The sequence below is a fragment of the Azonexus sp. genome (assembly GCF_036170495.1).
Classification (GTDB): Bacteria; Pseudomonadota; Gammaproteobacteria; order Burkholderiales; family Rhodocyclaceae; genus Azonexus.
Window position 1 is genome coordinate 1 of the sequence record NZ_JAVHPH010000159.1, and the last position, 21,090, is coordinate 21,090.

Annotated in this window: 16 protein-coding genes and 1 tRNA gene; 7 read left to right on the plus strand and 10 right to left on the minus strand. The window is 61.6% G+C overall.

The window, feature by feature from the left end; genetic code table 11:
• Positions 1-2,582: glycoside hydrolase family 94 protein (locus tag ADADOO_RS04900; RefSeq protein ID WP_511275502.1), on the plus strand; the 2,582-nt coding region annotated here is incomplete at its 5' end.
• Here ADADOO_RS04900 and ADADOO_RS04905 read toward each other — a convergent pair.
• The 4 genes from ADADOO_RS04905 to ADADOO_RS04920 are packed head-to-tail and all read right to left on the minus strand — an operon-like array spanning position 2,575 to position 8,633.
• Positions 2,575-4,359: an ATP-binding protein gene (locus tag ADADOO_RS04905; RefSeq protein WP_511275504.1), complete on the minus strand. Its 1,785-nt coding sequence runs from the start codon at positions 4,357-4,359 to the stop codon at positions 2,575-2,577. The two genes, ADADOO_RS04900 and ADADOO_RS04905, sit on opposite strands and share 8 nt — an antisense overlap.
• Positions 4,356-6,980, minus strand: a complete 2,625-nt coding sequence (locus tag ADADOO_RS04910) for a CheR family methyltransferase (protein WP_511275506.1) — start codon at positions 6,978-6,980, stop codon at positions 4,356-4,358. Before ADADOO_RS04910 ends, ADADOO_RS04905 begins: the two co-directional genes overlap by 4 nt.
• Before the next feature lie 7 nt (positions 6,981-6,987).
• The gene (locus tag ADADOO_RS04915) at positions 6,988-7,308 is read right to left on the minus strand and encodes a DUF1840 domain-containing protein (protein WP_511275508.1); all 321 of its coding nucleotides are present in this window, start codon (positions 7,306-7,308) and stop codon (positions 6,988-6,990) included.
• 5 nt (positions 7,309-7,313) lie between these two features.
• Positions 7,314-8,633 carry a helix-turn-helix domain-containing protein gene (locus tag ADADOO_RS04920; protein ID WP_511275510.1) on the minus strand — a complete coding sequence of 440 codons (1,320 nt, stop codon included), beginning with the start codon at positions 8,631-8,633 and terminating at the stop codon, positions 7,314-7,316.
• 227 nt (positions 8,634-8,860) lie between these two features.
• Here ADADOO_RS04920 and ADADOO_RS04925 point away from each other — a divergent pair, with 227 nt between their 5' ends.
• The gene (locus tag ADADOO_RS04925; protein ID WP_511275511.1) at positions 8,861-10,078 is read left to right on the plus strand and encodes an IS256 family transposase; all 1,218 of its coding nucleotides are present in this window, start codon (positions 8,861-8,863) and stop codon (positions 10,076-10,078) included.
• A 199-nt stretch (positions 10,079-10,277) separates the two neighbouring features.
• Positions 10,278-10,406 carry a hypothetical protein gene (locus tag ADADOO_RS04930; protein ID WP_511275513.1) on the plus strand — a complete coding sequence of 43 codons (129 nt, stop codon included), beginning with the start codon at positions 10,278-10,280 and terminating at the stop codon, positions 10,404-10,406.
• A gap of 283 nt (positions 10,407-10,689) precedes the next feature.
• Here ADADOO_RS04930 and ADADOO_RS04935 read toward each other — a convergent pair.
• A tRNA-Val gene (locus ADADOO_RS04935) sits at positions 10,690-10,765 on the minus strand.
• Positions 10,766-10,935: 170 nt separating this feature from the next.
• On the opposite strand from ADADOO_RS04935, the gene ADADOO_RS04940 reads away from it, so the two are divergent.
• The 4 genes from ADADOO_RS04940 to ADADOO_RS04955 are packed head-to-tail and all read left to right on the plus strand — an operon-like array spanning position 10,936 to position 15,970.
• Positions 10,936-12,309: an HD-GYP domain-containing protein gene (locus ADADOO_RS04940; protein ID WP_511275514.1), complete on the plus strand. Its 1,374-nt coding sequence runs from the start codon at positions 10,936-10,938 to the stop codon at positions 12,307-12,309.
• Positions 12,310-12,366: 57 nt separating this feature from the next.
• The gene (gene rimO, locus ADADOO_RS04945) at positions 12,367-13,698 is read left to right on the plus strand and encodes a 30S ribosomal protein S12 methylthiotransferase RimO (RefSeq protein WP_511275516.1); all 1,332 of its coding nucleotides are present in this window, start codon (positions 12,367-12,369) and stop codon (positions 13,696-13,698) included.
• Positions 13,699-13,704: 6 nt separating this feature from the next.
• The gene (locus tag ADADOO_RS04950) at positions 13,705-14,571 is read left to right on the plus strand and encodes a patatin-like phospholipase family protein (RefSeq protein WP_511275518.1); all 867 of its coding nucleotides are present in this window, start codon (positions 13,705-13,707) and stop codon (positions 14,569-14,571) included.
• Positions 14,572-14,578: 7 nt separating this feature from the next.
• Complete coding sequence (locus ADADOO_RS04955; RefSeq protein WP_511275520.1) at positions 14,579-15,970, plus strand: FAD-binding oxidoreductase; 1,392 nt, start codon at positions 14,579-14,581, stop codon at positions 15,968-15,970.
• Here the strand turns inward: ADADOO_RS04955 and ADADOO_RS04960 are convergent, their stop codons facing one another.
• From ADADOO_RS04960 to ADADOO_RS04980, 5 genes are all read right to left on the minus strand, one after another.
• Entirely contained in the window at positions 15,971-17,317 is a 1,347-nt protein-coding gene (locus ADADOO_RS04960) for a sensor histidine kinase (RefSeq protein WP_511275522.1), read from the minus strand. It abuts the gene before it with no gap.
• Entirely contained in the window at positions 17,314-18,189 is an 876-nt protein-coding gene (gene hslO, locus ADADOO_RS04965; RefSeq protein WP_511275524.1) for an Hsp33 family molecular chaperone HslO, read from the minus strand. Before hslO ends, ADADOO_RS04960 begins: the two co-directional genes overlap by 4 nt.
• Positions 18,186-18,530 (minus strand): arsenate reductase, encoded by a 345-nt coding sequence (locus ADADOO_RS04970; RefSeq protein WP_511275526.1) that lies wholly within the window; start codon positions 18,528-18,530, stop codon positions 18,186-18,188. Before ADADOO_RS04970 ends, hslO begins: the two co-directional genes overlap by 4 nt.
• Positions 18,531-18,580: 50 nt before the next feature.
• A complete protein-coding gene (locus ADADOO_RS04975; protein WP_511275528.1) occupies positions 18,581-19,918 on the minus strand; it encodes a ferredoxin reductase family protein in 1,338 nt (445 codons plus the stop codon).
• A gap of 138 nt (positions 19,919-20,056) precedes the next feature.
• The coding region (locus ADADOO_RS04980) for a helix-hairpin-helix domain-containing protein (RefSeq protein WP_511275530.1) at positions 20,057-21,090 on the minus strand (1,034 nt) is incomplete at its 5' end.

The window sequence follows — 21,090 nt, forward strand, 5'->3', positions numbered from 1 at the left end:
GCGAGGACCGCATCCTGCTGCAATCGGTGGCGCGCGCCGTGATCAACGATTGTCGTGGGACGCTGGCCGAACAGCTTGACCTGCGCAGCCCGCCCGAATCGCGCGTGCCGCGTCTTATCGCCAGCCGATGCTATCGCCCCGAAGCACCGCCAGCAGCGACCGTGAGCGGCCTTGACCTGCAGTTCTACAACGGCCTGGGCGGCTTCGCGGCCGATGGTCGGGAATACGTCATCACCCTGGCGGCCGGCCACACCACGCCGGCGCCCTGGGCCAATGTGCTGGCCAACCCGCAATTTGGTACGGTGATTTCGGAAAGCGGCAGCGCCTACACCTGGAGCGACAACGCCCACGAATTCCGCCTGACGCCGTGGCACAACGACCCGGTCAGCGATGGCGGCGGCGAGGCCATCTACCTGCGCGACGAGGAAACAGGCCACGTCTGGTCGCCAACGCCTTTGCCGGTGCGCGGTGCCATGCCTTACGTGGTCCGCCACGGTTTTGGCGTGACCAGCTTTGAAACCTCGGTTGGCGGCATTCGTTCCGAACACAAGATCTATGTCGCCATCGACGCGCCAGTCAAATTCTCGATTTTAAAATTGGCCAATATTTCCGGTCGACCGCGGAAGATCTCGGCAACCGGCTATGTCGAGTGGGTACTCGGCGATTTGCGGGCCAAAACGGCCATGCATGTCACCACCGAGATCGCCACCGGTAGCGGCGCGCTGCTGGCGCGAAATCCCTACAGCCCCGAGTTCGCGGGACGCGTCGCCTTCTTCGATGTCGATGAAGTGAGCCGCACGCTGACCGGCGACCGCAACGAATTCATCGGCCGCAACGGTTCGCCGGGCGAGCCCTCGGCGCTCAAACGGGCCCGCCTTTCCGGCAAGGTCGGCGCCGGGCTCGACCCCTGCGGCGCCATCCAGATGGCGGTGGATCTGGCCGATGGTGAGGAACATGAGTTCGTTTTCCGTCTCGGCGTTGGGCGAACGACGGATGACGCCAATCAATTGATCCAGCGTTTCCGTGGTCCGCTGGCGGCGCGCATGGCGCTCGAAGCGGTTGAAGCGTATTGGGCGCAGTCACTGGGCGCCGTGCAGGTCGAGACGCCCGACCCGGCGCTCGATGTGCTGGCCAACGGCTGGCTGGTCTATCAGACGCTGGCCTGCCGGGTCTGGGCGCGCAGCGGCTATTACCAGTCGGGTGGCGCCTTCGGCTTCCGCGACCAGTTGCAGGACATGATGGCGCTGGTGCACACCGAACCGGGGCTGGTCCGCGAGCATCTGCTGCTCTGTGCCGGCCGCCAGTTTGCCGAGGGCGACGTCCAGCACTGGTGGCACCCGCCGGCCGGGCGCGGCGTGCGCACCCGCTGTTCGGACGACTACCTGTGGCTGCCGCTGGCCGTCTGCCGCTATGTGCAGGCCACCGCCGACACCGGTGTGCTCGATGAACGCAGCAATTTCCTCGAAGGCCGCCCGGTCAATCCGGAAGACGACTCCTACTACGATCTGCCGGTCCGCTCGGGCGAGGTGGCCAGCCTCTACGACCACTGCGTGCGCGCCATCCGCCACGGCCTGCGTTTCGGCGTGCACGGCCTGCCGCTGATCGGCTCCGGCGACTGGAACGACGGCATGAGCCGGGTCGGCATTGAGGGCCGGGGCGAGAGCGTCTGGCTCGCCTTCTTCCTGCATGAAGTGCTCCGGCAGTTCAGCGGTGTGGCGACAATTCATGGCGATCCGGCCTTTGCCGAATTTTGTCAGGGCGAAGCCGCCCGACTGCACCAGAACATCGAGGAGCAGGGCTGGGACGGCGCCTGGTATCGCCGCGCCTATTTCGACGACGGCACGCCGCTCGGCGACAGCACCAGTCCGGAATGCCGGATCGACTCGATCTCGCAGAGCTGGGCCGTGCTTTCCGGCGTGGCCAGTGCGACGCGCGGGCAGATGGCCATGCAGGCCGTCGACGAACACCTCGTGCGCCGGCAGGTCGGGCTGATCCAGTTGCTCGACCCGCCCTTCGACAAATCGCGGCTCGACACCGGCTACATCCGCGGCTACGTGCCGGGCGTCCGGGAAAATGGCGGCCAATACACCCACGCGGCGATCTGGGCGGCGATGGCCTTTGCCACCAGAGGAGACCGCGAACGGGCCTGGGAACTGGCGGCGATGATCAACCCGATCAACCACACCCATTCCGTAACCGCTGTCGATACCTACAAGGCAGAGCCATACGTGATGGCCGCCGATGTCTATGCGCTGGCCCCGCACGCCGGTCGCGGTGGCTGGACCTGGTATACCGGTTCGGCTGGCTGGATGTACCGGCTACTCGTCGAGTCGCTGCTTGGCTTGCGGCTGGAAGGCAACAAATTGCACCTGTCGCCTTGCCTGCCGGCGGATTGGCCGGGATTCAAGCTTCGCTACCGCTATCGGGCAACGGTCTATCGCATCGCCGTCATCTCAAGCGTCGATGCTCGAGGCAGCGTCACTGTAGATGGCCTGGAACAGGCGGACAATGTGATTCAACTGGTCGACGACCTGGTCGAACATCAGGTCGTGATTGTCGTCAATCAGGGCCAGCCTAATTGATCGGCGGCGTGGTTTCCAGCCACTTGGCGAGCATGGCATAGAGCTTTTCGGGTTCCACCGGCTTGGCGATGAAATCGTCCATGCCGGCTTCCCGGCAGCGTTGATTGTCGTCGTCAAAAGCATTGGCCGTCATGGCCAGAATCGGTGTCGTCAGGTGCTTTGTTTGTTGGCGGATGGCGCGGGTTGCCGTCAGGCCGTCCATGACCGGCATCTGCATGTCCATCAGGATGAGGTCGTAATCGTTCGTGGCGGCAATATCGACAGCCTGGGCGCCGTTGTCGGCTACATCAACGTGCAGGCCGACCTCTTCCTGTAGCAGAGCCAGCGCCACTTCCTGAATGATGATGTCGTCTTCGACGAGCAGGATGCGCTTGTCGCGATGCTTTGTTTTCAGGATGTTTTGAGCGTCGGGATGCGACGGCTTTGTTTCAGCATGAGCCGTGACTGGATTGTCGATATGCCTTGGCAGGCGGATGGCGAAAGAAAAGGTGCTGCCGCTGCCCAGTGTGCTGCTTACCCCGAGTTCGCCGTTCATCAGTCGTACCAGGCGTTTTGAAATACTCAAACCAAGCCCGGTGCCACCGTATTGCCGGGTTGTCGAGGCATCGACCTGCTCGAACGGGGTGAAGACCCGAGTCAGGGCGTCGGCTGGAATGCCGCAACCCGTGTCCTGGACGGCGAAGCTGACCCGCATTTCCTGGTCGTTCCCGGCATCCACGTTCGCCCTTAGCTCGATCTGTCCGTGCTCGGTGAATTTGACAGCATTGCTCAACAGGTTGAGCAGGATCTGTTTGAGGTGCAAGGGGTCGCCGATCAATTGGCTTTCGCGCAGTGCCGGGGCCATGTCCAGCCGGAAGTCGAGATTCTTGTCCTTCATCTTGTCGATAACCAGGCTGCTGACTTCGGCCAGCAGTGTATCAAGCATGAATGGTGTCTGCTCCAGCGTGAGCTGTTCGGCATCAATTTTCGACAGATCGAGGATATCGTTGATGATCCCGAGCAGATGCCTGGCCGCGATGTTGATCTTGCCGAGCTGTGCTTCCTGATCTGATTTCAGACCGGAGCGCCGCATCAGATGCGCCATGCCGAGAATGGCGCTCAACGGTGTCCTGATTTCATGGCTCATGTTGGCAAGAGAAGTTGCTTTGGCTCGATTGGCCGTTTCGGCAGCAGTCTTGGCGGCAGCCAGTTCTTCCGTCTGTCTGGCCAGCGCAGCCAGGGCTTCATCCGACGCATGTTGTCGGCTCAGATCGGTGACGACCAGGCGGCATTCCAGACGACTCTCGTCGGCAATGCCCTCCATGAAAACATGGACGGGAGGGTACTCTGCCGGGCCGGCCAGTTTGAGATTGCAGGATTCCAGCTGGCCCTGCGAAAAAACCCGCTCGAAGAATTCCTTGTAGCTGTGCAGTGCTTCTTGCGCCACAAATCGTGAAAGATGGCAGCGATCCAGGGGCAGCACCGGGCTACCCAGCAGCTTTCTGGCCATGGCATTCGATTTGGTAATGCAGCCGGTGCGATCCAGGGTGAAATAGGCAATGGGAGCAAGATCGTACAGTTCGGTCAGTTGTGCGAGGTTTCGGGATATTTCCGACTGAGCCTCGCGCAACAGCTGGTTTTGCATTTCGAGCTCGATCTGATGGACTTGCAGTTCATGTACCAGTCGCGTCTGGTCGCCATGCGGCATGGCCGCTGGCTTGCCGCCCGGCGTGGTGTTGAGTTGGTCTTCTGCCCGGCGCCGCAACTCGGTCGGGGTCATTGATAGCGGTGGCGTCATGATCGATCCTTGGTGGTCAGGGCGACATCGCTGGCTGACCTGGCTGCCCGAAGCTCGGCTTCGAGACGTTTTGCTTCGCTGATGTCGATGAGCGTAATCACCACACCATCGATCACGTTTTCCAGTGTCCGGTAGGGCATGATGCGAACGATGTACCAGCTTCCGTCCTTGCCGGTAATCTGCTTTTCGCAAAAGGCCAGCGTCCGCAAGACATCCTGGGCATCGTTCTGCAAATCGAGGTAGTCCAGCTTGTGAACGATATCGGCCAGCGGCCGTCCGATGTCGCTTGGAATGAACTTGAATATCTTGGTCGCCTGGCTGGTAAAACGCCGGACATGCAGCATGTTGTCGAGAAAGACCGTGGCGATGTCGGTGCTGTTGAGCAGATTCTTCATGTCATTGCTGGTCGCCGACCATTCATCGACTTTTGACTGGAGTTCGGCGTTGACCGTCTGCAACTCTTCGTTGAGCGACTGCATTTCCTCTTTGGATGTGGTCAGCTCTTCGTTGGCCGATTGCAGCTCTTCGTTGGTCGACTGCAGCTCTTCGTTGGCCGATTTGAGTTCTTCATGTGAGGTCTGCATTTCCTCGCGAATGCTCTGAACTTCTTCCCTTGACTTGAGCAGGGCGTGTTCGAGTTCGGCCACCCGGACGTCGGCAAGCTGCTTTCTTGATCGCCGTTTGGGCTCCGGTTTTGTTGCCACGGCATCGGCGAAAACGATCATCACCATGCCGTGCAGAGCGGCGGGTTCTTCGATGGGGTAAACGGTCAGGTCAAGGCATTGACTCTCTCCGCCATCCTCGATCGTCAGATCTTTGATGACCACCGCCTCGGCACTGCGCAGCGCTTTGGGCAGGGCGAGGATCAGTTCCTGGCGCAAGCCGTCGCGGGCCATGGCATGAATGTTCCAGTTGGCCTTGCCCGCTGCCGGCTCAAGATATTTCCCGGTCCGTCCGTTGATGAAAAGGACGTCCCCTTCCGCATTGGTCAACACGGCGGCCGGCGAGAATTTCTGCAGCAGCAATTGGTCGGCCAGGGTTTGCAGGTTGGCAGGTTGCATGGTCGGTGACGGCATCAGAATGGGGTTGGGGGAGTCGTCCAGATGGCGGGTCGGGAAGTCGATATCAATTGCTCTTCGTTTCGCTTCTTCCCGGCGATAGATTCGTGCCTTGGGCTCAAGCGGGGAAAAGAGTTCGGTAAAGCTGCCGATGCTTTCGGCCGAGCCAAGAAAAAGCGCGCCGCCGGGTTTCAGACTGTAGTGAAAAAGCGGCAACAAACGTTTTTGCAGGTCGGCGCCGAGATAAATCAGCACGTTCCGGCAGGTCAGGATATCCAGCCGGGTAAAAGGCGGGTCCATCGTGACATTGTGCGGCGCGAACACCACCATCTGGCGTATTTCCTGGCAGATCCGGAAACGGCCATTCTCTTCAACGAAAAACTGCTCGAGACGCTCCGGAGAAACGTCACTGGCAATGCTGGACGGATAGGTTCCTTGCCGCGCCTTGGCGATGGCGTCCGGATCGAGGTCGGTGGCGAAAATCTGCAGGTCGAGCCGGTTGGCGGGTTTGGCATGGTCCATTGCTTCGCAGAAGATCATGGCCAGTGTGTAGGCCTCTTCGCCGCTCGAGCAGCCGGCCACCCAGGCGCGCAGCAGATTGTCGGGTGTTTTGGTGCGAATCATTCCGGGCAGGACTTCTTCCTGCAGATAGGCCCAGGCGGCAGGGTCGCGGAAGAAACTCGTGACACCAATCAGCAATTCCTTGAAGAGCAGGTCGACTTCCTGTGGGTTGCTCTGGAGAAAAGCGACGTAATCGCCGATTCCGCCCAGCCGATGAATGCTCATCCGGCGCTCGACCCGCCGATAGATCGTGCTTTTCTTGTATAGCGAGAAATCGTGACCGGTCTGGGCGCGCAACAGGATGCAGATTTTCTCGAAGGCCGAACTCTTGGCGTCGCTATCTGGCTCGAGAAAGGGCTCCGGGGGCAAAAGGCGAGGCGGGTGTTGCAGACGGTCGATAATCAGCCGCGCCAGATCGCCCGGCGGGGCGACGATATCGGCCAGACGGGCATCAATCGCGCTGCGCGGCATGGCATCGAACTTGGCCGTGGCCGGGTCTTGAACGAGCGACAGGCCGCCATGTTCGCTGATCGCCAGCAGGCCCAGCGTTCCATCCGAGCCCATGCCGGAAAGAATGATGCCGATGGCCCGTTCGCGCCGGTCTACGGCCAGGCTGGACAAAAATGAGTTGATCGGCAAACGCAAACCTCGTGCCGCTACCGGGTTGAGCAGGTAGAGCGTGTCGTGGAGGATCGAGAGATCCTTGTTGGGTGGGATGACATAAACACAGTCCGGCTTGATCTTCATCCGGTTGCCCGCCTGCTTGACCACCATTGTGGTGGCGCGTTGCAGGAGTTCGGGCAGCATGCCATAGCGGTTGGGGTCGAGGTGCTGGACGACGACAAAAGCCATGCCGCTATTGGGCGGCACGCCGCCGAGAAATTGCTCGATGGCTTCCAGTCCGCCGGCTGACGCGCCTATGCCGATGATCGGAAAGCGCAGGTCATCAGCTACTGCGGAGGATGTGGGCTGGATGCGCTCGCGCTTCCCTTTGGACGGCATTGCCGGATCATACCCCCCAGGTAACCGGCTGGCCGGCTTTTGCGGCGCGTTCGAGCATATCGACGAAGGGCGCGGCGCGTTGGGCGAGGCTCACCGGCGGCTCGTCGTCTGCTTCGGTTTTGTTCTGGCTGGAGTCGGTTTCCTGCGGCTTGGCCTTGTCGGCCACCATGGCTGTCTGCAGCGTTGCTATTGCTGCGGTCAACTGTTCTACGGTGATGATTCCACGTGCCTCTTCCGGGCTTTTGCCGAGCAGGGCAAGAATTTCCTTGGCGCTCTTTTCGTGCATGATCAGGTCGGCATTGGTGGCGGATTTGAAGGTAAAAAGCATGATGATTATTCCTTTGTGGAAATGCTGTCGGAGCTGCGACGCGATAGGTGCCTGGTACTCGTCGCGTTGCCGGAGGTGTCGATGACGACCATCCGGCATTCGTGGCCGTCGGCATCCGGCACTGCCTCGATCCGGATGTTGGTTGCCGGGCGATGGGCATTGGCCGCCAGCACGGATTCGCAGTGCAGCTTCTTTCTCGAGTGGAGAACATCGTCGACAAAGCGATTGAATTTCTCGGCATGATCGGGCTCGAGGAAGGCGGCAAAGCGATGCCGGCCTTTCTGGGAACCCTTGGTGCCGAGCAGCACGGTGCCAGCCAGATTCATGTCGATAATGACGCCGAGCGGGTCGAGTGTTAAATAGCCGACCGGCGCGAAGTCGTAGATGTCGGCATAACGCTCGCGCAGGTTGTCGGCTTCTTCATAGGCGTGACGGAGCTCTTCGTTGCTCATTTCAAGTTCGATCTGATGCACTTGCAGTTCGTGCACCAGCTGGGCGTTGTCCCAGGCTGTTTTTGGTTCCGGATGTGGCGATTGCAGCAAGCGGGCCTCGGCACGATGGCGTACGCTGGCCGGATTTGGGCGAGGGCGGCTGGGGCCCCGAGCATCGGATTGCAGGCGGAATATCCGGTCATATTCGCTTTTGACCGCGGCATAGCATTCGCATGACCGGGCTTCCAGCCCGGGGCGGTCGAGCACGGTGATATGGCCACGGCTGTACTCGATCAGGCCTGCGGCCTGGAGCTTTCCGGCGGCTTCGGTGATTGCTTCACGGCGCACACCGAGCATGTTGGCGATGAGTTCCTGGGTCATGTTGAGCTGATTGCCGGGCAGCAGGTCGAGGCTGACCAGCAGCCAGCGGCACAACTGCTGTTCGACGGCGTGGAATCGGTTGCAGACGATGCTCTGCGCCATCTGGGTCATGAGGGCCTGGGTGTAGCGCAGGGCAAGATGCTGCAATTCGCCGCCCTGATCGAGTTCCCAGCGGACCACTTCAACCTTGATCCGGTAAGCAGCGCCGGAACTCTGCACAACCACCCGGTGCGTGGTCGTGTCACCGCCCAGGACCAGCGGAATGCCGACCAGTCCATCGTTGCCGGAAATGGCCAACTCTGCCGTGCCGCCTTTTTGGGTTGTAAAGATCAGGGAAACGATGCAGGTAATCGGGAAGTAAATGTAGCCAAGCGTATCGCCGGATTCATAAAGAACCTGGCCGAGTTCCAGATGGACGAGTTCAAGGTCATCTTGCAGGCGAGAGCAGTCATTGGTGGCCAATGAGCCAAGAATGCGGTTCTGTTTCGGGCTGAATATCAATTCGGATGGCATCGCGCCTCCATTATTTTATCCGCTCGGTACTTCTCGGAAATTTGATGACACATCCTGCTGGTGTCGATCGGTGTCAGGTTTTTTTACTTTCTCTAATTCAGGACCGGCTGCCTTGGGCGCCGATTGAGTCCCTAAACTGCTGTAAATCGGATGGTGGGTAGCCACCGCTTCGGTTCGGTACGATGACGTTGTAGAGACGTTGATTAACCGAAGAAAGGGACGAAGCGATGGCTGGATATGAGGTTAGCGTAGGACGGGATTTACTGCCAGGGCTGTTGAGCGGACAGGACGGGCTGGCGAAGCTAGTCGAGGCGGTGCTGAACCAGATACTGGAGGCGCAGGTGACAGAGACATTGGGGGCGGAGCGGCACGAGCGAACGGAAGATCGGTCCGGCTATCGCAACGGCACGCGAGCGCGCACGCTCTACACGCGCGTCGGGCCGGTAACGCTGCAGGTACCGCAAACGCGGGATGGCACTTTCTCGACGGACCTATTCAAGCGCTACCAGAGAAGCGAGCAGGCGTTCGTGCTGGCGCTGATGGAGATGGTGGTGCAAGGCGTCTCGACGCGTAAGGTGTCGGCGATCACCGAAGAATTGTGCGGCACAAGCTTCTCCAAATCGACGGTCAGTGCGCTCTGCACGGGATTGGACGGGCGCGTCAGGGCGTTCAACGAGCGGCAGCTCGAAGGCGACTATCCGTTTGTTCTGGTCGATGCACTGTTCATCAAGAGCCGGGAAGGCGATCGCGTGGTGTCGCGCGCCGCGCTGGTCGTGTCGGGCATCAGGAGCGATGGCTACCGCGAAATTCTCGGCGTAAAGATCGGCGACACCGAAAGCCTCGCCACCTGGGATGAAACGTTCCGCTGGCTCAAGGGCCGGGGATTGAAAGGTGTCATGTTCGTCGTTTCCGATAGTCACGGCGGGCTGACGCAGGCGGTTGCCAAACATTTCCAGGGGGTGAGCTGGCAGCGCTGTCAGGTGCATCTGATGCGCAATATTCTGGGGAGCTGCAGCGCCAAGGTCCGGGCGGAGGTGGCGGCGGCAGCCAAACTGGTGTTCCAGGCGGCAGACATGGCCGAGGCCAAGCGCCGGCTCGCCGAATTCGTCGAGCGCTTCGAGAAAACAGCGGCGAAGGCAGTGGCGTGCATCGAGGAGGGTTTTGCCGACGCGATGGCGGTCATGGCGCTACCAGAGAAATATCGGCGACGGCTGCGCACGACCAACATGCAGGAGCGGCTCAACGAAGAGATTCGCCGCCGTGAGCGGGTGATCCGTATTTTTCCTAACGATGAATCCGCACAGCGCCTGATCGGCGCCCTGCTCGCCGAGCAGAACGAGGTTTGGCAGGAAAGACGGTATCTTGATATGGACGAATTTGCGGAGTGGGTCGCCGCCAGAGCCGCCGCCGGCGAGAGTAACAACGTGGTTGCTCTCGCCGGCTGAAAACCAAACGTCATCGAACGAACTGAAGGAAATTTACAGCAATTTTTGGACTTGACTTGGGCGCCAGTCATTTTTGTAATCCCCAACCAATTTGCATGATACAGAACAAAGCTGAAACGATATGTGCGCTCGCCAACATACAGACAATTGATTTTTGGCTAGTTTCAATAGTTCCCCATTGATTAAAAGGAGAGCGACCATGGGTAAGGAAAAACACGGAACGAAGGAAGGCAAAAAGCCGGCTGTCTTGACCCACAAGGAAAAGAAGGTGGCCAAGCAAGTCAAGAAACAGGAGAAGGCGGCGCCTCATCCGCTAATTCCTCGCTGAGTTTGTGCTTCGCTGTGGAATAAATCCGGATCCAGACATTGGCGATCCGATAGAGGGGGCGGGTTGAGTCAGGAAATACAGCCTCTTTTTGCCGGCTAGTTTGAGCGGCTTTTTTTCTGATTTCGCCGTGCGAGTTGCTATGTCAGCGTGTTCCGTCGCCGATACCGTCAGGAGTGGCGGCATTCCATGGAATGGATATCGACGGTGTGAGACGAAGATACAAATGAAAAACCCCGCTGGAGCGGGGTTTCGGTACTTCATGATCTGTCATGAAGTGGGTATTTGGTGCGTCCTGACGGGCTCGAACCGCCGACATTCTGCGTGTAAGGCAGACGCTCTACCAACTGAGCTAAGAACGCTGGGGCGCGCATTATAACGAATAAAGTATATTGCGTCAGTGTTCTGAATGATGGCGATTGTTTCAGGGCAAATCTTCGTGGTCGTTCGGGCTGTTATTGTGCTCGCGTCAGCCGTTCTGATCTCATCATGAAGCGAGAGAAAACGTTGATTGTTGGTAATTTACGAGCTGATGCCTGCAAATTCTCCAGTTCAATTTACCTTGCCCGCCCTGGCTGGCTTGAAGTTCTCCGAATTGATCTCGGCGCTGAGTCATGCGCTCGATATTACCGAAGGGCAGCCGGAAGGTCATTGTGTGCGTTGTTGCTGGATCGGCATGCACATCGGCCGTCGCCTCGGGCTTGGCGACGACGATCTGTGGAATCTCTACTACACCTTGCTGCTCAAGGATCTGGGCTGCAGCAGCAACGCCGCGCGCATCTGCGAGCTGTACCTGACCGACGACCTGAGCTTCAAGCGTGATTTCAAAAAGGTCGGCGACAGCCTGCCCCGTGTGCTCCAGTTCGTGCTTAGTCATACCGGGCTGAGGGCGCCGCTGGCTGAGCGTTTCCGTAGTGTGATGACGATCATGCGCGACGGGCAAAAGATCGCTACCGAGTTGATTGCCACGCGCTGTCAGCGTGGTGCTGAAATCGCCCGCCTGCTGCGTTTTCCTGAGAGCGTTTCGGCCGGCATCTATAGCCTGGACGAGCATTTCAGCGGTCAGGGCAAGCCGCATGGGCTGGCCGGCGAGGCCATTCCGCTTTATTCGCGGATTGCGCTGCTGGCTCAGGTGATTGATGTTTTTCATACCTCCGGCGGCCCGCAGGCGGCTTTCGACGAGGTGCGGCAGCGCGTTGGCGGCTGGTTCGATCCGGCTCTGGTAGCGGCATTCGAGCAACTGGAGGGCGACGATGCGTTCTGGAGAATGCTGGCTTCGCCCGACGTCATGACAGCGGTGCTGGCGCTCGAGCCGGCCGGGCATGTCGTGGCGCTAGACGACGATTATCTCGACGATATCGCCGCCGCTTTCGGCCAGGTTGTCGACTCGAAAAGCCCCTACACCAGCGGGCACAGCACGCGGGTTGCGCTCTACGCCGACCTGATCGCCGAGACGCTGGGTCTGGCGGCGGACCGTCGGCGCTGGCTCAAGCGTGGTGCGCTGCTCCACGATGTCGGCAAACTTGGCGTCAGCAACAGTGTGCTCGACAAGCCCGGCAAGCTCGATGATGAAGAGTGGGCGGCGGTCAAGGCGCACGCCATGTACACCGAGACGATCCTCTCGCGCATCGACGCCTTCACCGAACTGGCGCAGGTGTCGGCCGCCCATCACGAGCGCTTCGACGGCAAGGGCTATCCGCGCGGGGTGACGGCGAAAGATATCTGCCTCGAAACGCGGATCATCACGACGGCCGATATTTTCGATGCGATCACCGCCGAACGCCCGTATCGCGGTGCCGTGCCGATTCCCAAAACGCTGGAAATCATGGCCGAGAATGTCGGCACGGCCATCGACGCGAAATGTTTTGACGCGCTGAAACAGGCACTTGCCCGCCTGCCAAACTGATTCCCCCGTAAAATACGCCCTTTGTTTGCCGGCCAGTCCGGATAAGGTTTCCATCGCATGAGTATTCAGCAAAAAGTGCCGACCGTCGGCTTCGTTTCCCTCGGCTGCCCGAAGGCTTCTTCCGATGCCGAGCGCATCCTGACCAAGCTGCGCGCCGAAGGCTACGAGATTTCACCGAGCTACGATAATTCCGATCTCGTCATCGTCAATACCTGCGGCTTCATCGACGCCGCCGTCGAGGAGTCGCTCGACGCCATCGGCGAAGCGCTCAACGAGAACGGCAAGGTTATCGTCACCGGCTGCCTCGGCGCCAAGGGCGACATCGTGCAATCGACGCACCCGGCGGTGCTCGCCGTCACCGGTCCGCATGCCGCCGACGAGGTGATGGGCTACGTCCATACCCACCTGCCCAAGCCGCACGATCCGTATTCCGACCTCGTGCCGCCGCAGGGCGTTCGCCTGACGCCGGATCACTTCGCCTACCTGAAGATTTCCGAAGGCTGCAACCATAGCTGCACCTTCTGCATCATTCCGTCGCTGCGCGGCCCGCTCGTCTCGCGGCCGGTCGGCGACGTGCTGGCTGAAGCCGAAAACCTGGCCCGCGCTGGCGTGAAGGAAATTCTGGTCATTTCGCAGGACACCTCGGCCTACGGCGTCGATCTCAAGTACCGCACGGCTTTCTGGGGCGGCAAACCGGTCAAGTCGCGCCTCAAGGAGTTGTGCGAGGCGCTGGCCAGTTTCGGCATCTGGGTCCGCCTGCACTACGTTTATCCGTATCCGTCGGTCGATGACGTCATCCCGCTCATGGCCGAAGGCAAGATACTGCCTTACCTCGACGTGCCTTTCCAGCACGCCAGCCCGACCATCCTCAAGGCAATGAAGCGCCCGGCCTCGGCCGAAAACACGCTGGAACGCATCGCCAAATGGCGCGAAATCTGCCCGGAAATCATCATCCGCTCGACCTTCATCACCGGCTTTCCGGGCGAGACGGACGAGGATTTCGATCAACTGATCCAGTTCCTGGAAGACGCGAAACTGGATCGCGTTGGCGCTTTTGCCTACTCGCCGGTCGAAGGCGCCAAGGCCAACGAACTGGCCGGCCTGCCGCCGGAAGATGTGCGCGAAGACCGTCGCCGCTGGCTTATGCAGGTTCAGGAAGATATTTCCGCCGCCAAGCTCGAAGCCAAGATCGACACGGTCATTCAGGTGCTGGTCGATGCCGTCGACGAGGAGGGCACGATTGCCCGTTCCAAGGCCGATGCCCCGGAAATCGATGGCGTGGTCTACATCGACGGTCATTTCGATGCCGAGCCGGGTGACTTCCTGATGGTCAAGGTCATCGACGCCGATCACCACGACCTCTACGCCCAACCGGTCGGGCCGGGCTAATCTGTCGTGGCCCGGCCGCGTCTCGGCATTGCCCTCGGTTCCGGCTCGGCCCGCGGCTGGGCGCATATCGGCGTGTTGCGCGCCCTGCAGGAGGCTGGCATCGAGCCAGATGTCGTGTGCGGCACCTCGATCGGGGCGTTTGTCGGCGCTGCCTATGCCTCCGGCGATCTCGACAAGCTTGAGGCCTGGGCCGGCGGACTGAGCCGGAGCGATGTCCTCGGCTTTTTCGACGTCAGCCTGACCGGCGGGCTGATCAAGGGGGCAAAGCTGCTCGATTTTGCCGCGACCGCCTTCCTCGATAACACCTTTGCCGATCTCGACCGGCCTTTCGCCTGCGTTGCCACCGATCTGGCGACGGGGCGCGAAATCTGGCTGCGCGAGGGCTCGGTCGCCGCCGCGGTCCGCGCCTCCATCGCGCTGCCCGGCCTGTTTTCGCCGCAATTGCTCGACGGGCGTTTCCTGGTCGATGGCGGCCTGGTCAATCCGGTGCCGGTTTCGCTGTGCCGGGTGCTCGACGCCGAAGTGGTGATCGCTGTCGATCTCGGCATGGATATCCTGACCACGCTGCAGCGCCGCAACGGCAAGCCGGCGGTGGCCAACGGCGGCTGGCGCAACGCCGTCGGTCGCTGGTTTGGCGGCGGCGAAGCCACGCCGGTCCTGCCTTCGCTGGCCGATGTGGTGACCAATAGCATCGCCATCATGCAGGGCCGCATCTCGCGTTCGCGCTTGGCTGGCGAGCCGGCCGACGTGCTGATCACGCCGCGTCTGGGGCAGCTCAACCTGCTCGACTACCATCGTGCTGGCGAAGCCATTGCCGCCGGGCGTAAGGCCACCGAACACATGCTGCCGCTCCTGCATTCGCTGCTCGATTGAAAACGCAATGAGCGATTCCCTGACCGATCAACTCACCACTCTCGTCGGCCCGGCCCAGGTGCTGACCGAGCCGGCCGACATTGCGCCCTTCGTCACCGACTGGCGCGGCCGCTACCGTGGCGCCGCCCAGTGCGTCGTCCGCCCCGGCAACACCGCCGAGGTGGCGGCGGTCGTCAAGGCCTGCGTCGAGGCCGGCGTGGCCATCGTGCCGCAGGGCGGCAACACCAGCCTGTGCGGCGCGGCAACGGCGGACGACTCGGGCGGGGCGGTGGTCGTCAGTTTGAGTCGCTTGAACCGTGTTCTCACGGTCGACCGGAAAAACAGCACAATTTCAGTCGAGGCGGGCTGCCCGCTGGCCACTGTTCAGGAAGCTGCGCGCGCTGCCGACCGGCTCTTTCCGTTGGCGCTGGCCTCCGAAGGGACGTGCCAGATCGGCGGCAACCTGTCGACCAATGCCGGCGGCGTCCAGGTTTTGCGCTACGGCAACATGCGCGAACTGACCCTCGGCCTCGAAGTGGTCCTGCCCAACGGCGACATCTGGAACGGCCTGCGCGGCCTGCGCAAGGACAACACCGGCTACGACCTCAAGCAATTGTTCATCGGCGCCGAGGGCACGCTGGGCATCATCACCGGCGCCGTGCTCAAGCTGTTTCCGCTGCCGAAAAGGCAGGTCACCTGCTGGCTCAATGTTGCTTCGCCGGCTGCTGCGGTCGACCTGCTGAATTCGGCAAAAACCGCTTTCGACGCCCAACTGACAGCCTTCGAGCTGGTTTCGGAAACGGCGCTCGGGCTGGTCCTCAAACACATTCCCGATACAACGCGGCCGTGCGAATCGTCGCCTTGGTACGTGCTGGCCGAATTTTCCGATGCCGATCCGGCCGCCGTCGAAGCCTGGCTGGCCGGGCGCATCGGTAGCGGCGAGGTCGCCGATGGTGTCGTCGCCCAGTCGGAAACGCAGGCCAAAAGGCTGTGGGCGCTGCGCGAAAACATTTCCGAGGCGCAGAAAATCGAGGGCATCAGCATCAAGCACGACGTTTCGGTGCCGGTTTCCTCCATTCCCGAATTCCTGGCGACGACCGATGCGGCCCTGGCCAGGGCGTTTCCCGGCATTCGCGTCGTGGCCTTCGGCCATGTCGGCGACGGCAACCTGCATTACAACCTGTCGAAGGCCGATGCCCACGACAACACGGCGTTCCTCGCCAGCGAGCCGGCGGTGCATCGCCTCGTGCACGACACGGTGCACGCCCTGAACGGCTCGATTTCGGCCGAACACGGTATCGGCCAGTTGAAGCGCGAGGAAATCCTGCGCTACAAGAGTCCGGTCGAAATGGCGCTCATGCGCTCGCTCAAGCAGGCACTTGATCCGTGTGGCCTGATGAATCCCGGCAAGGTGCTTTGATCAGATTTGAACGAGTTCGAAGGGCAGTGTGAAGCTGAAACGGCTGCCGCTGCCGACCTGGCTTTCGATACTCAGCGTGCCGCCGAGCAGTTCAATCAATTTCCGGGCAATCGGAATGCCGATACCGGTGCCGCCATGGCGGCGGATTTTCGAGCTGTCGACCTGGGTGAACAGGCCGTTGAGGGTGCTGATTTTCTCGGCCGGGATGCCCGGGCCGGTGTCGCTCACGGCGAATTCAATGCTGACCATTTTTTCGCTTTGGCTGCGGACTTGCGCCGACACGGTGACGCTGCCGTGCTCGGTGAATTTGATGGCGTTGCCGATCAGTTGGGCAAAAGCCTGCTGGAGCAGCGAAATGTCGCCAGTGACGACGGCCGGCAGATCCGGGTCGAAGCGCTCCAGCAAGTCGAGCCCCTTGGCCATGCCGGGCTTGAAATAAGCAGCGAGCAGGGCGTTGCCCAGGTCGCCCATGGCGAAGGGGGTCGGGCGCGACTTGATGTGTCCGGCTTCGAGGGCGGATAGCTGGATCAGGTCGTTGATCAGCGTCATCAGGTACTGGGCGGAACTGCGCAGCGGCTTGAGCAGCGCCTGTTGGTCGGCGCTGAGGGGCTCCTGTTCGAGCAATTCGGAGAGGCCGAGAATGCCGTTCATCGGCGTGCGCAGCTCATGGCTGATGTTGGCCAGGAATTCCGTTTTTGCCCGCTCGGATTGCTCGGCCAGTTCTCGGGCATGGTCGACAGTTTCGAGCAGGCCATCCTTTTCATGTTCGAGGCGGAAGCTTTCTTCAAGCGTACTGTTGAACACATTGGCGGCGCGGGTGACGGTGGCCAGGAAAAGGAGCGACATGGCGGTGAAAGCGACGTGCAGAAGATCAGCGCCGAGTGTGCCGACGGCGACGGCAAGCACAATCGGCCAGGCATAGGCGCGAAACACACTGCGCTTGCCGGCCAGAACGGGCACGGCGCCGGCCACCATACCGGACATGACAAAGGCCGTGAAGAGTTGCAGCGGGGGGTTCTCGGCCGGCATCATGAGGAGGGCGCCGATGCCCCAGATGGCGCCGGAAGTGCCGGCACCCAACTGCGCCCGGCGCAACCAGAGGTGGCTATCGGCCTGGTCGCCGGTTTTGCGGCTGGCCTTGAAGACCGTTGCCTGGCGGATACGGAAGCTGGCGATCGAAATGGCCGCCAGACACCACAGATACGGGATATGGGTATCGAGCAGGGAGGCTGCAACGGTGGCCAGAATCGTAGCATTGACGATGGAAATGACCTGCCCGAGCAGGGCATTGCGGTAGATCAGCTCGACCTGACGGCCGAGAACGAAGGCTTCTGTGGGTAAGGTCAATGCAGCGCCTTGCCTTCGCTGACGGCGAACAGGGCGGCGACATCGTCGGCGCTGAAGTGGTAATCGCGGTTGCAGATGTCGTCACGGATGACGATTTCACCGTGTTCGGCGAGGATCGCCTCGGCATCGGCATGACCCAGGCTGCGGATCATGTCGGCCACCTTGTTGCGGTCTTCCGGGCAGTGGTAAGCCACCGGGCGCGGGTCGTAGAGGCGGATGCCGCGTTCGCTCATGTCTTCGTGGAAGAGGCGGCCGAGCAGGCTTGCGGTGTCGAGTTCGAGCAACTCCGCCGGTTTGACCGTGGCGGCCAGCTGGGTGATGCGTTGCCAGCCATCCTGGTCATGGTGGTCGGCCTCGGGCAGCTTTTGCAGGAACAGGCAGGCCGCTGCTTCCGAACTGGCTGCGGCAAACAGGCGCGACGGTTGCTGTTCGGACTGTTCGAGGTAATGCTCGAAGATCGCCGCGATGCTGTCGCCGACCATCGGCACGTAGCTTTGGTAGGGCTGGCGGGCTTCCGGCAGGTCGAGGCTCATCATGAGCTGGCCGCCCTGGTGGGCGCCGAGCAATTCGGGCACCGGCGCGGCCAGCACGACCGGGTTGCTGCGCGCCATGCCGCGCATCTGCAGCAGCTCGTTGCAGTCCATGACCAGCAACTGGATGGCGCCGTTACCGCGCAGTTGCAGGGTCAGGCGGCCGGGCTGCTTGAGCTGGCCGGCAATCAGTGCGGTGACGGCGGCCGTCTCGCCGAGCAGTTGGGCGACGGTCGGCTGATAGTCGCGGCCGGCCTGCATCTGCTGCCAGGCGTCGCCGAGATGGACGACGGCGCCGCGAATGTCGAGGCCTTCGAAGATGAAGCGCTGGACGTAGCTCACTTCAGCTTTTCCGCGTAATTTTCCGGGGCGAAGCCGACGATGAGCTGGCTGCCCGTGTCGAGCACCGGACGCTTGATCAGGCTCGGGTACTGCGCCATCAATTTGAGGGCTTTTGCCTCGTCGACCGCAGAACGTTCCTCGTCGCTGAGCTTCTTCCACATCAGGCCGCGCGTGTTGAGCAGCTTTTCCCAGCCGGCCCGGGCGGCCCAGTCGGGCAGCTTGGACTCGGCGACACCGGCCTTTTTGTAGTCGATGAATTCATAGGCGACCCCATTTTCAGTCAGCCAGTTCATGGCCTTCTTCATGGTGTCGCAATTCTTAATGCCGTAAACCTTGGTCATGACTGCGGATGTTCGTTGCGGAGAGCGAATCATACCAGCCGATACCGGCGCTATCTGAACTCGAAGGCCTCCTGGTGGAACGCGGCGCGGGACAGGCCGCCGGTCCGTAGTGCTTGGCCGAGCGCCTTGCCCCAGACAGCCGGGCCGCAGAACCAGACGGTGCTGTTTGGCTGGAGCGTCGCGGCGACTTCCTGCGGCGTGAGCGGGCCGGTGTGGTCGGTCTGACGGCGATGCAGGCGGACGCCGGCGGCGTCGCAGAGGGTTTCCAGATGTTCGGGGAAATCGCCGGCAGCGGAATTTGGCGTGCAGTAGAACAGATCGGCCGTAGCTTTCGTTGGCGCCGGGGCGGCGGCCAGTTGCTCGAGGCGGGCCAGGAAGGGCGTGATGCCGATGCCGCCGGCAACCCAGACCTGATGGGCCGCAATCCCACGGTCAACCGGCATTTTTGGCGAAAAATCAAATGCGCCGTAGGGGCCTTCGAGGGTAATCGTCTGGCCGGCCTCGATCAAGGCAGGGAGCTGGGCCGTGAAGTCGCCAAGGGCCTTGATGGCCAGGGTCAGCGTACCCTCCTGCGCGTTCCAGGCCGAGGCGATGGTGAACGGGTGGGCGCCTTCGCCGGGCGAGCCGAAGTTGGCGAAGAGGAATTGTCCGGCCTGGTGACCGGGCCAGTTCTTGCCCGGGCGGCAGACCATTTCGAGCAGCTTGCCGTCATGCCGGCTGAGCGAAACGATTTCGGCGCGATGCTGGCGTTTGCGGCCGATGCGATTCGCCAGCGAGAGCAGGGCAGGCACAACGCCGGCCGCGGCGAGCGCGGCGGTCAGCCAGCCGAGCGGGCTTTGCCAGAAAGTCGTCGGCATGAGCAGCAGGCCGTGGAAGGCGCCAGCCAGGAAAACGGCGCCAAAGGTCTTGTGCACCCAGCGGAAATAGCGGTAGGGAATGCGTTTGATCAGCGCCACGACGACCAGCGCCATCAGGATGTAGCCGGCCCATTCGCCGACATCCTTGGCCAGGTCGATCCACAGGCTGGGTTCGCCGCGTGGCCCGCGTGGTCCGCGCGGCCCGGTGATCAGGCCAGCCCTGGATAGATTCTTGGGCAGCCATTCGATCATCCAGTGCGTGAAAACGAGCAAACCGGCGCCGATACCGATGTTTTTGTGCAGGCGGTAGAGCTTGTCGAGGCCGCCGAAACGTTGTTCGAGCCAGGGGGCGCGGGTGGCGAGTAGCATGCCGGCGCTCATCCACCACAGGGCGAGCAGGCCGGACAGGATGATCAGCGACTTGCGCCAGGCCCAGGGGCCGTCAGGGTTGGCGGCGAGGATGCTGGGCAGGGCGAAGATCCCCCACAGGGCGAGCGGAACGAGAGTGAGGAAAAGCAGGGGGCGTTTCATGATGGCAGCGGAATGGTGATTTAATGACGTCAGTCTACGTCGCAAAGCGCCATCCGGCTGTCAGGATGCTGTTTCAGGTTGTAAGCAAATGAAACCGGCTTTTCAATCTTGGCCTTTATTTCCGGTTGACCGTGGCAATCACTTGCGCAGCTTGGCGAAGGCCGAGGCCATCGCGTTGCCGGCCGGGGTTGGGCCGCTGCTGCGTGGTTGCGGCCGGCTGGGCGTATTGCCGCGGCTGCTTGGGGCGGCGTCGTGGCGTTTGGCCTGGCTCGGCTCATCGCCCATGCGCATGGTCAGCGCGATGCGCTGGCGTGGCAGGTCGACTTCGAGGACCTTGACCTTGACCACCTGGCCGGCCTTGACGACGGTGTGCGGGTCCTTGACGAAGGTGTTGGACAGGGCTGAGACGTGCACCAGGCCGTCCTGGTGAACGCCGATGTCGACGAAGGCGCCGAAGGCGGCGACGTTGGTGACGACCCCTTCGAGGATCATGCCCGGACGCAGGTCGCCGACCTTTTCGACGCCGTCGGCGAAGGTCGCCGTCTTGAACTCGGGGCGCGGGTCGCGGCCGGGTTTTTCCAGTTCCTTGAAGATGTCCTGGACGGTCGGCAGGCCGAAACGTTCGTCGGTGTATTTCGCCGGGTTCAACCCCTTCAGCGCACGGCTGTCGCCGAGGATTTCCTTGATCGACTTGTTGAGGTCGACAATGATCTTTTCGACCACCGGATAGGCTTCCGGATGCACCGACGAGCTATCGAGCGGGTTGTCGCCGTTCGGCACGCGCAGGAAGCCGGCGGCCTGTTCGAAGGTTTTGTCGCCGAGGCGCGGGACTTTCTTGAGTTCGTCGCGCGAATGGAAGGCGCCATTGGCATCGCGGTAGCTCACGATGTTGGCGGCCAGCCCGGCCGTCAGGCCGGAAATGCGGGCGAGCAGCGGCACCGAGGCGGTATTGACGTCGACGCCGACGGCATTGACGCAGTCTTCGACGACGGCATCGAGGTTACGCGCCAGCTTGGTTTGCGAGACGTCGTGCTGGTATTGGCCGACGCCGATGGATTTCGGGTCGATCTTGACCAGTTCGGCCAGCGGGTCCTGCAGGCGGCGGGCAATCGACACCGCGCCGCGGATCGAGACGTCGAGGTCGGGGAATTCCTTGGCGGCGAATTCGGAGG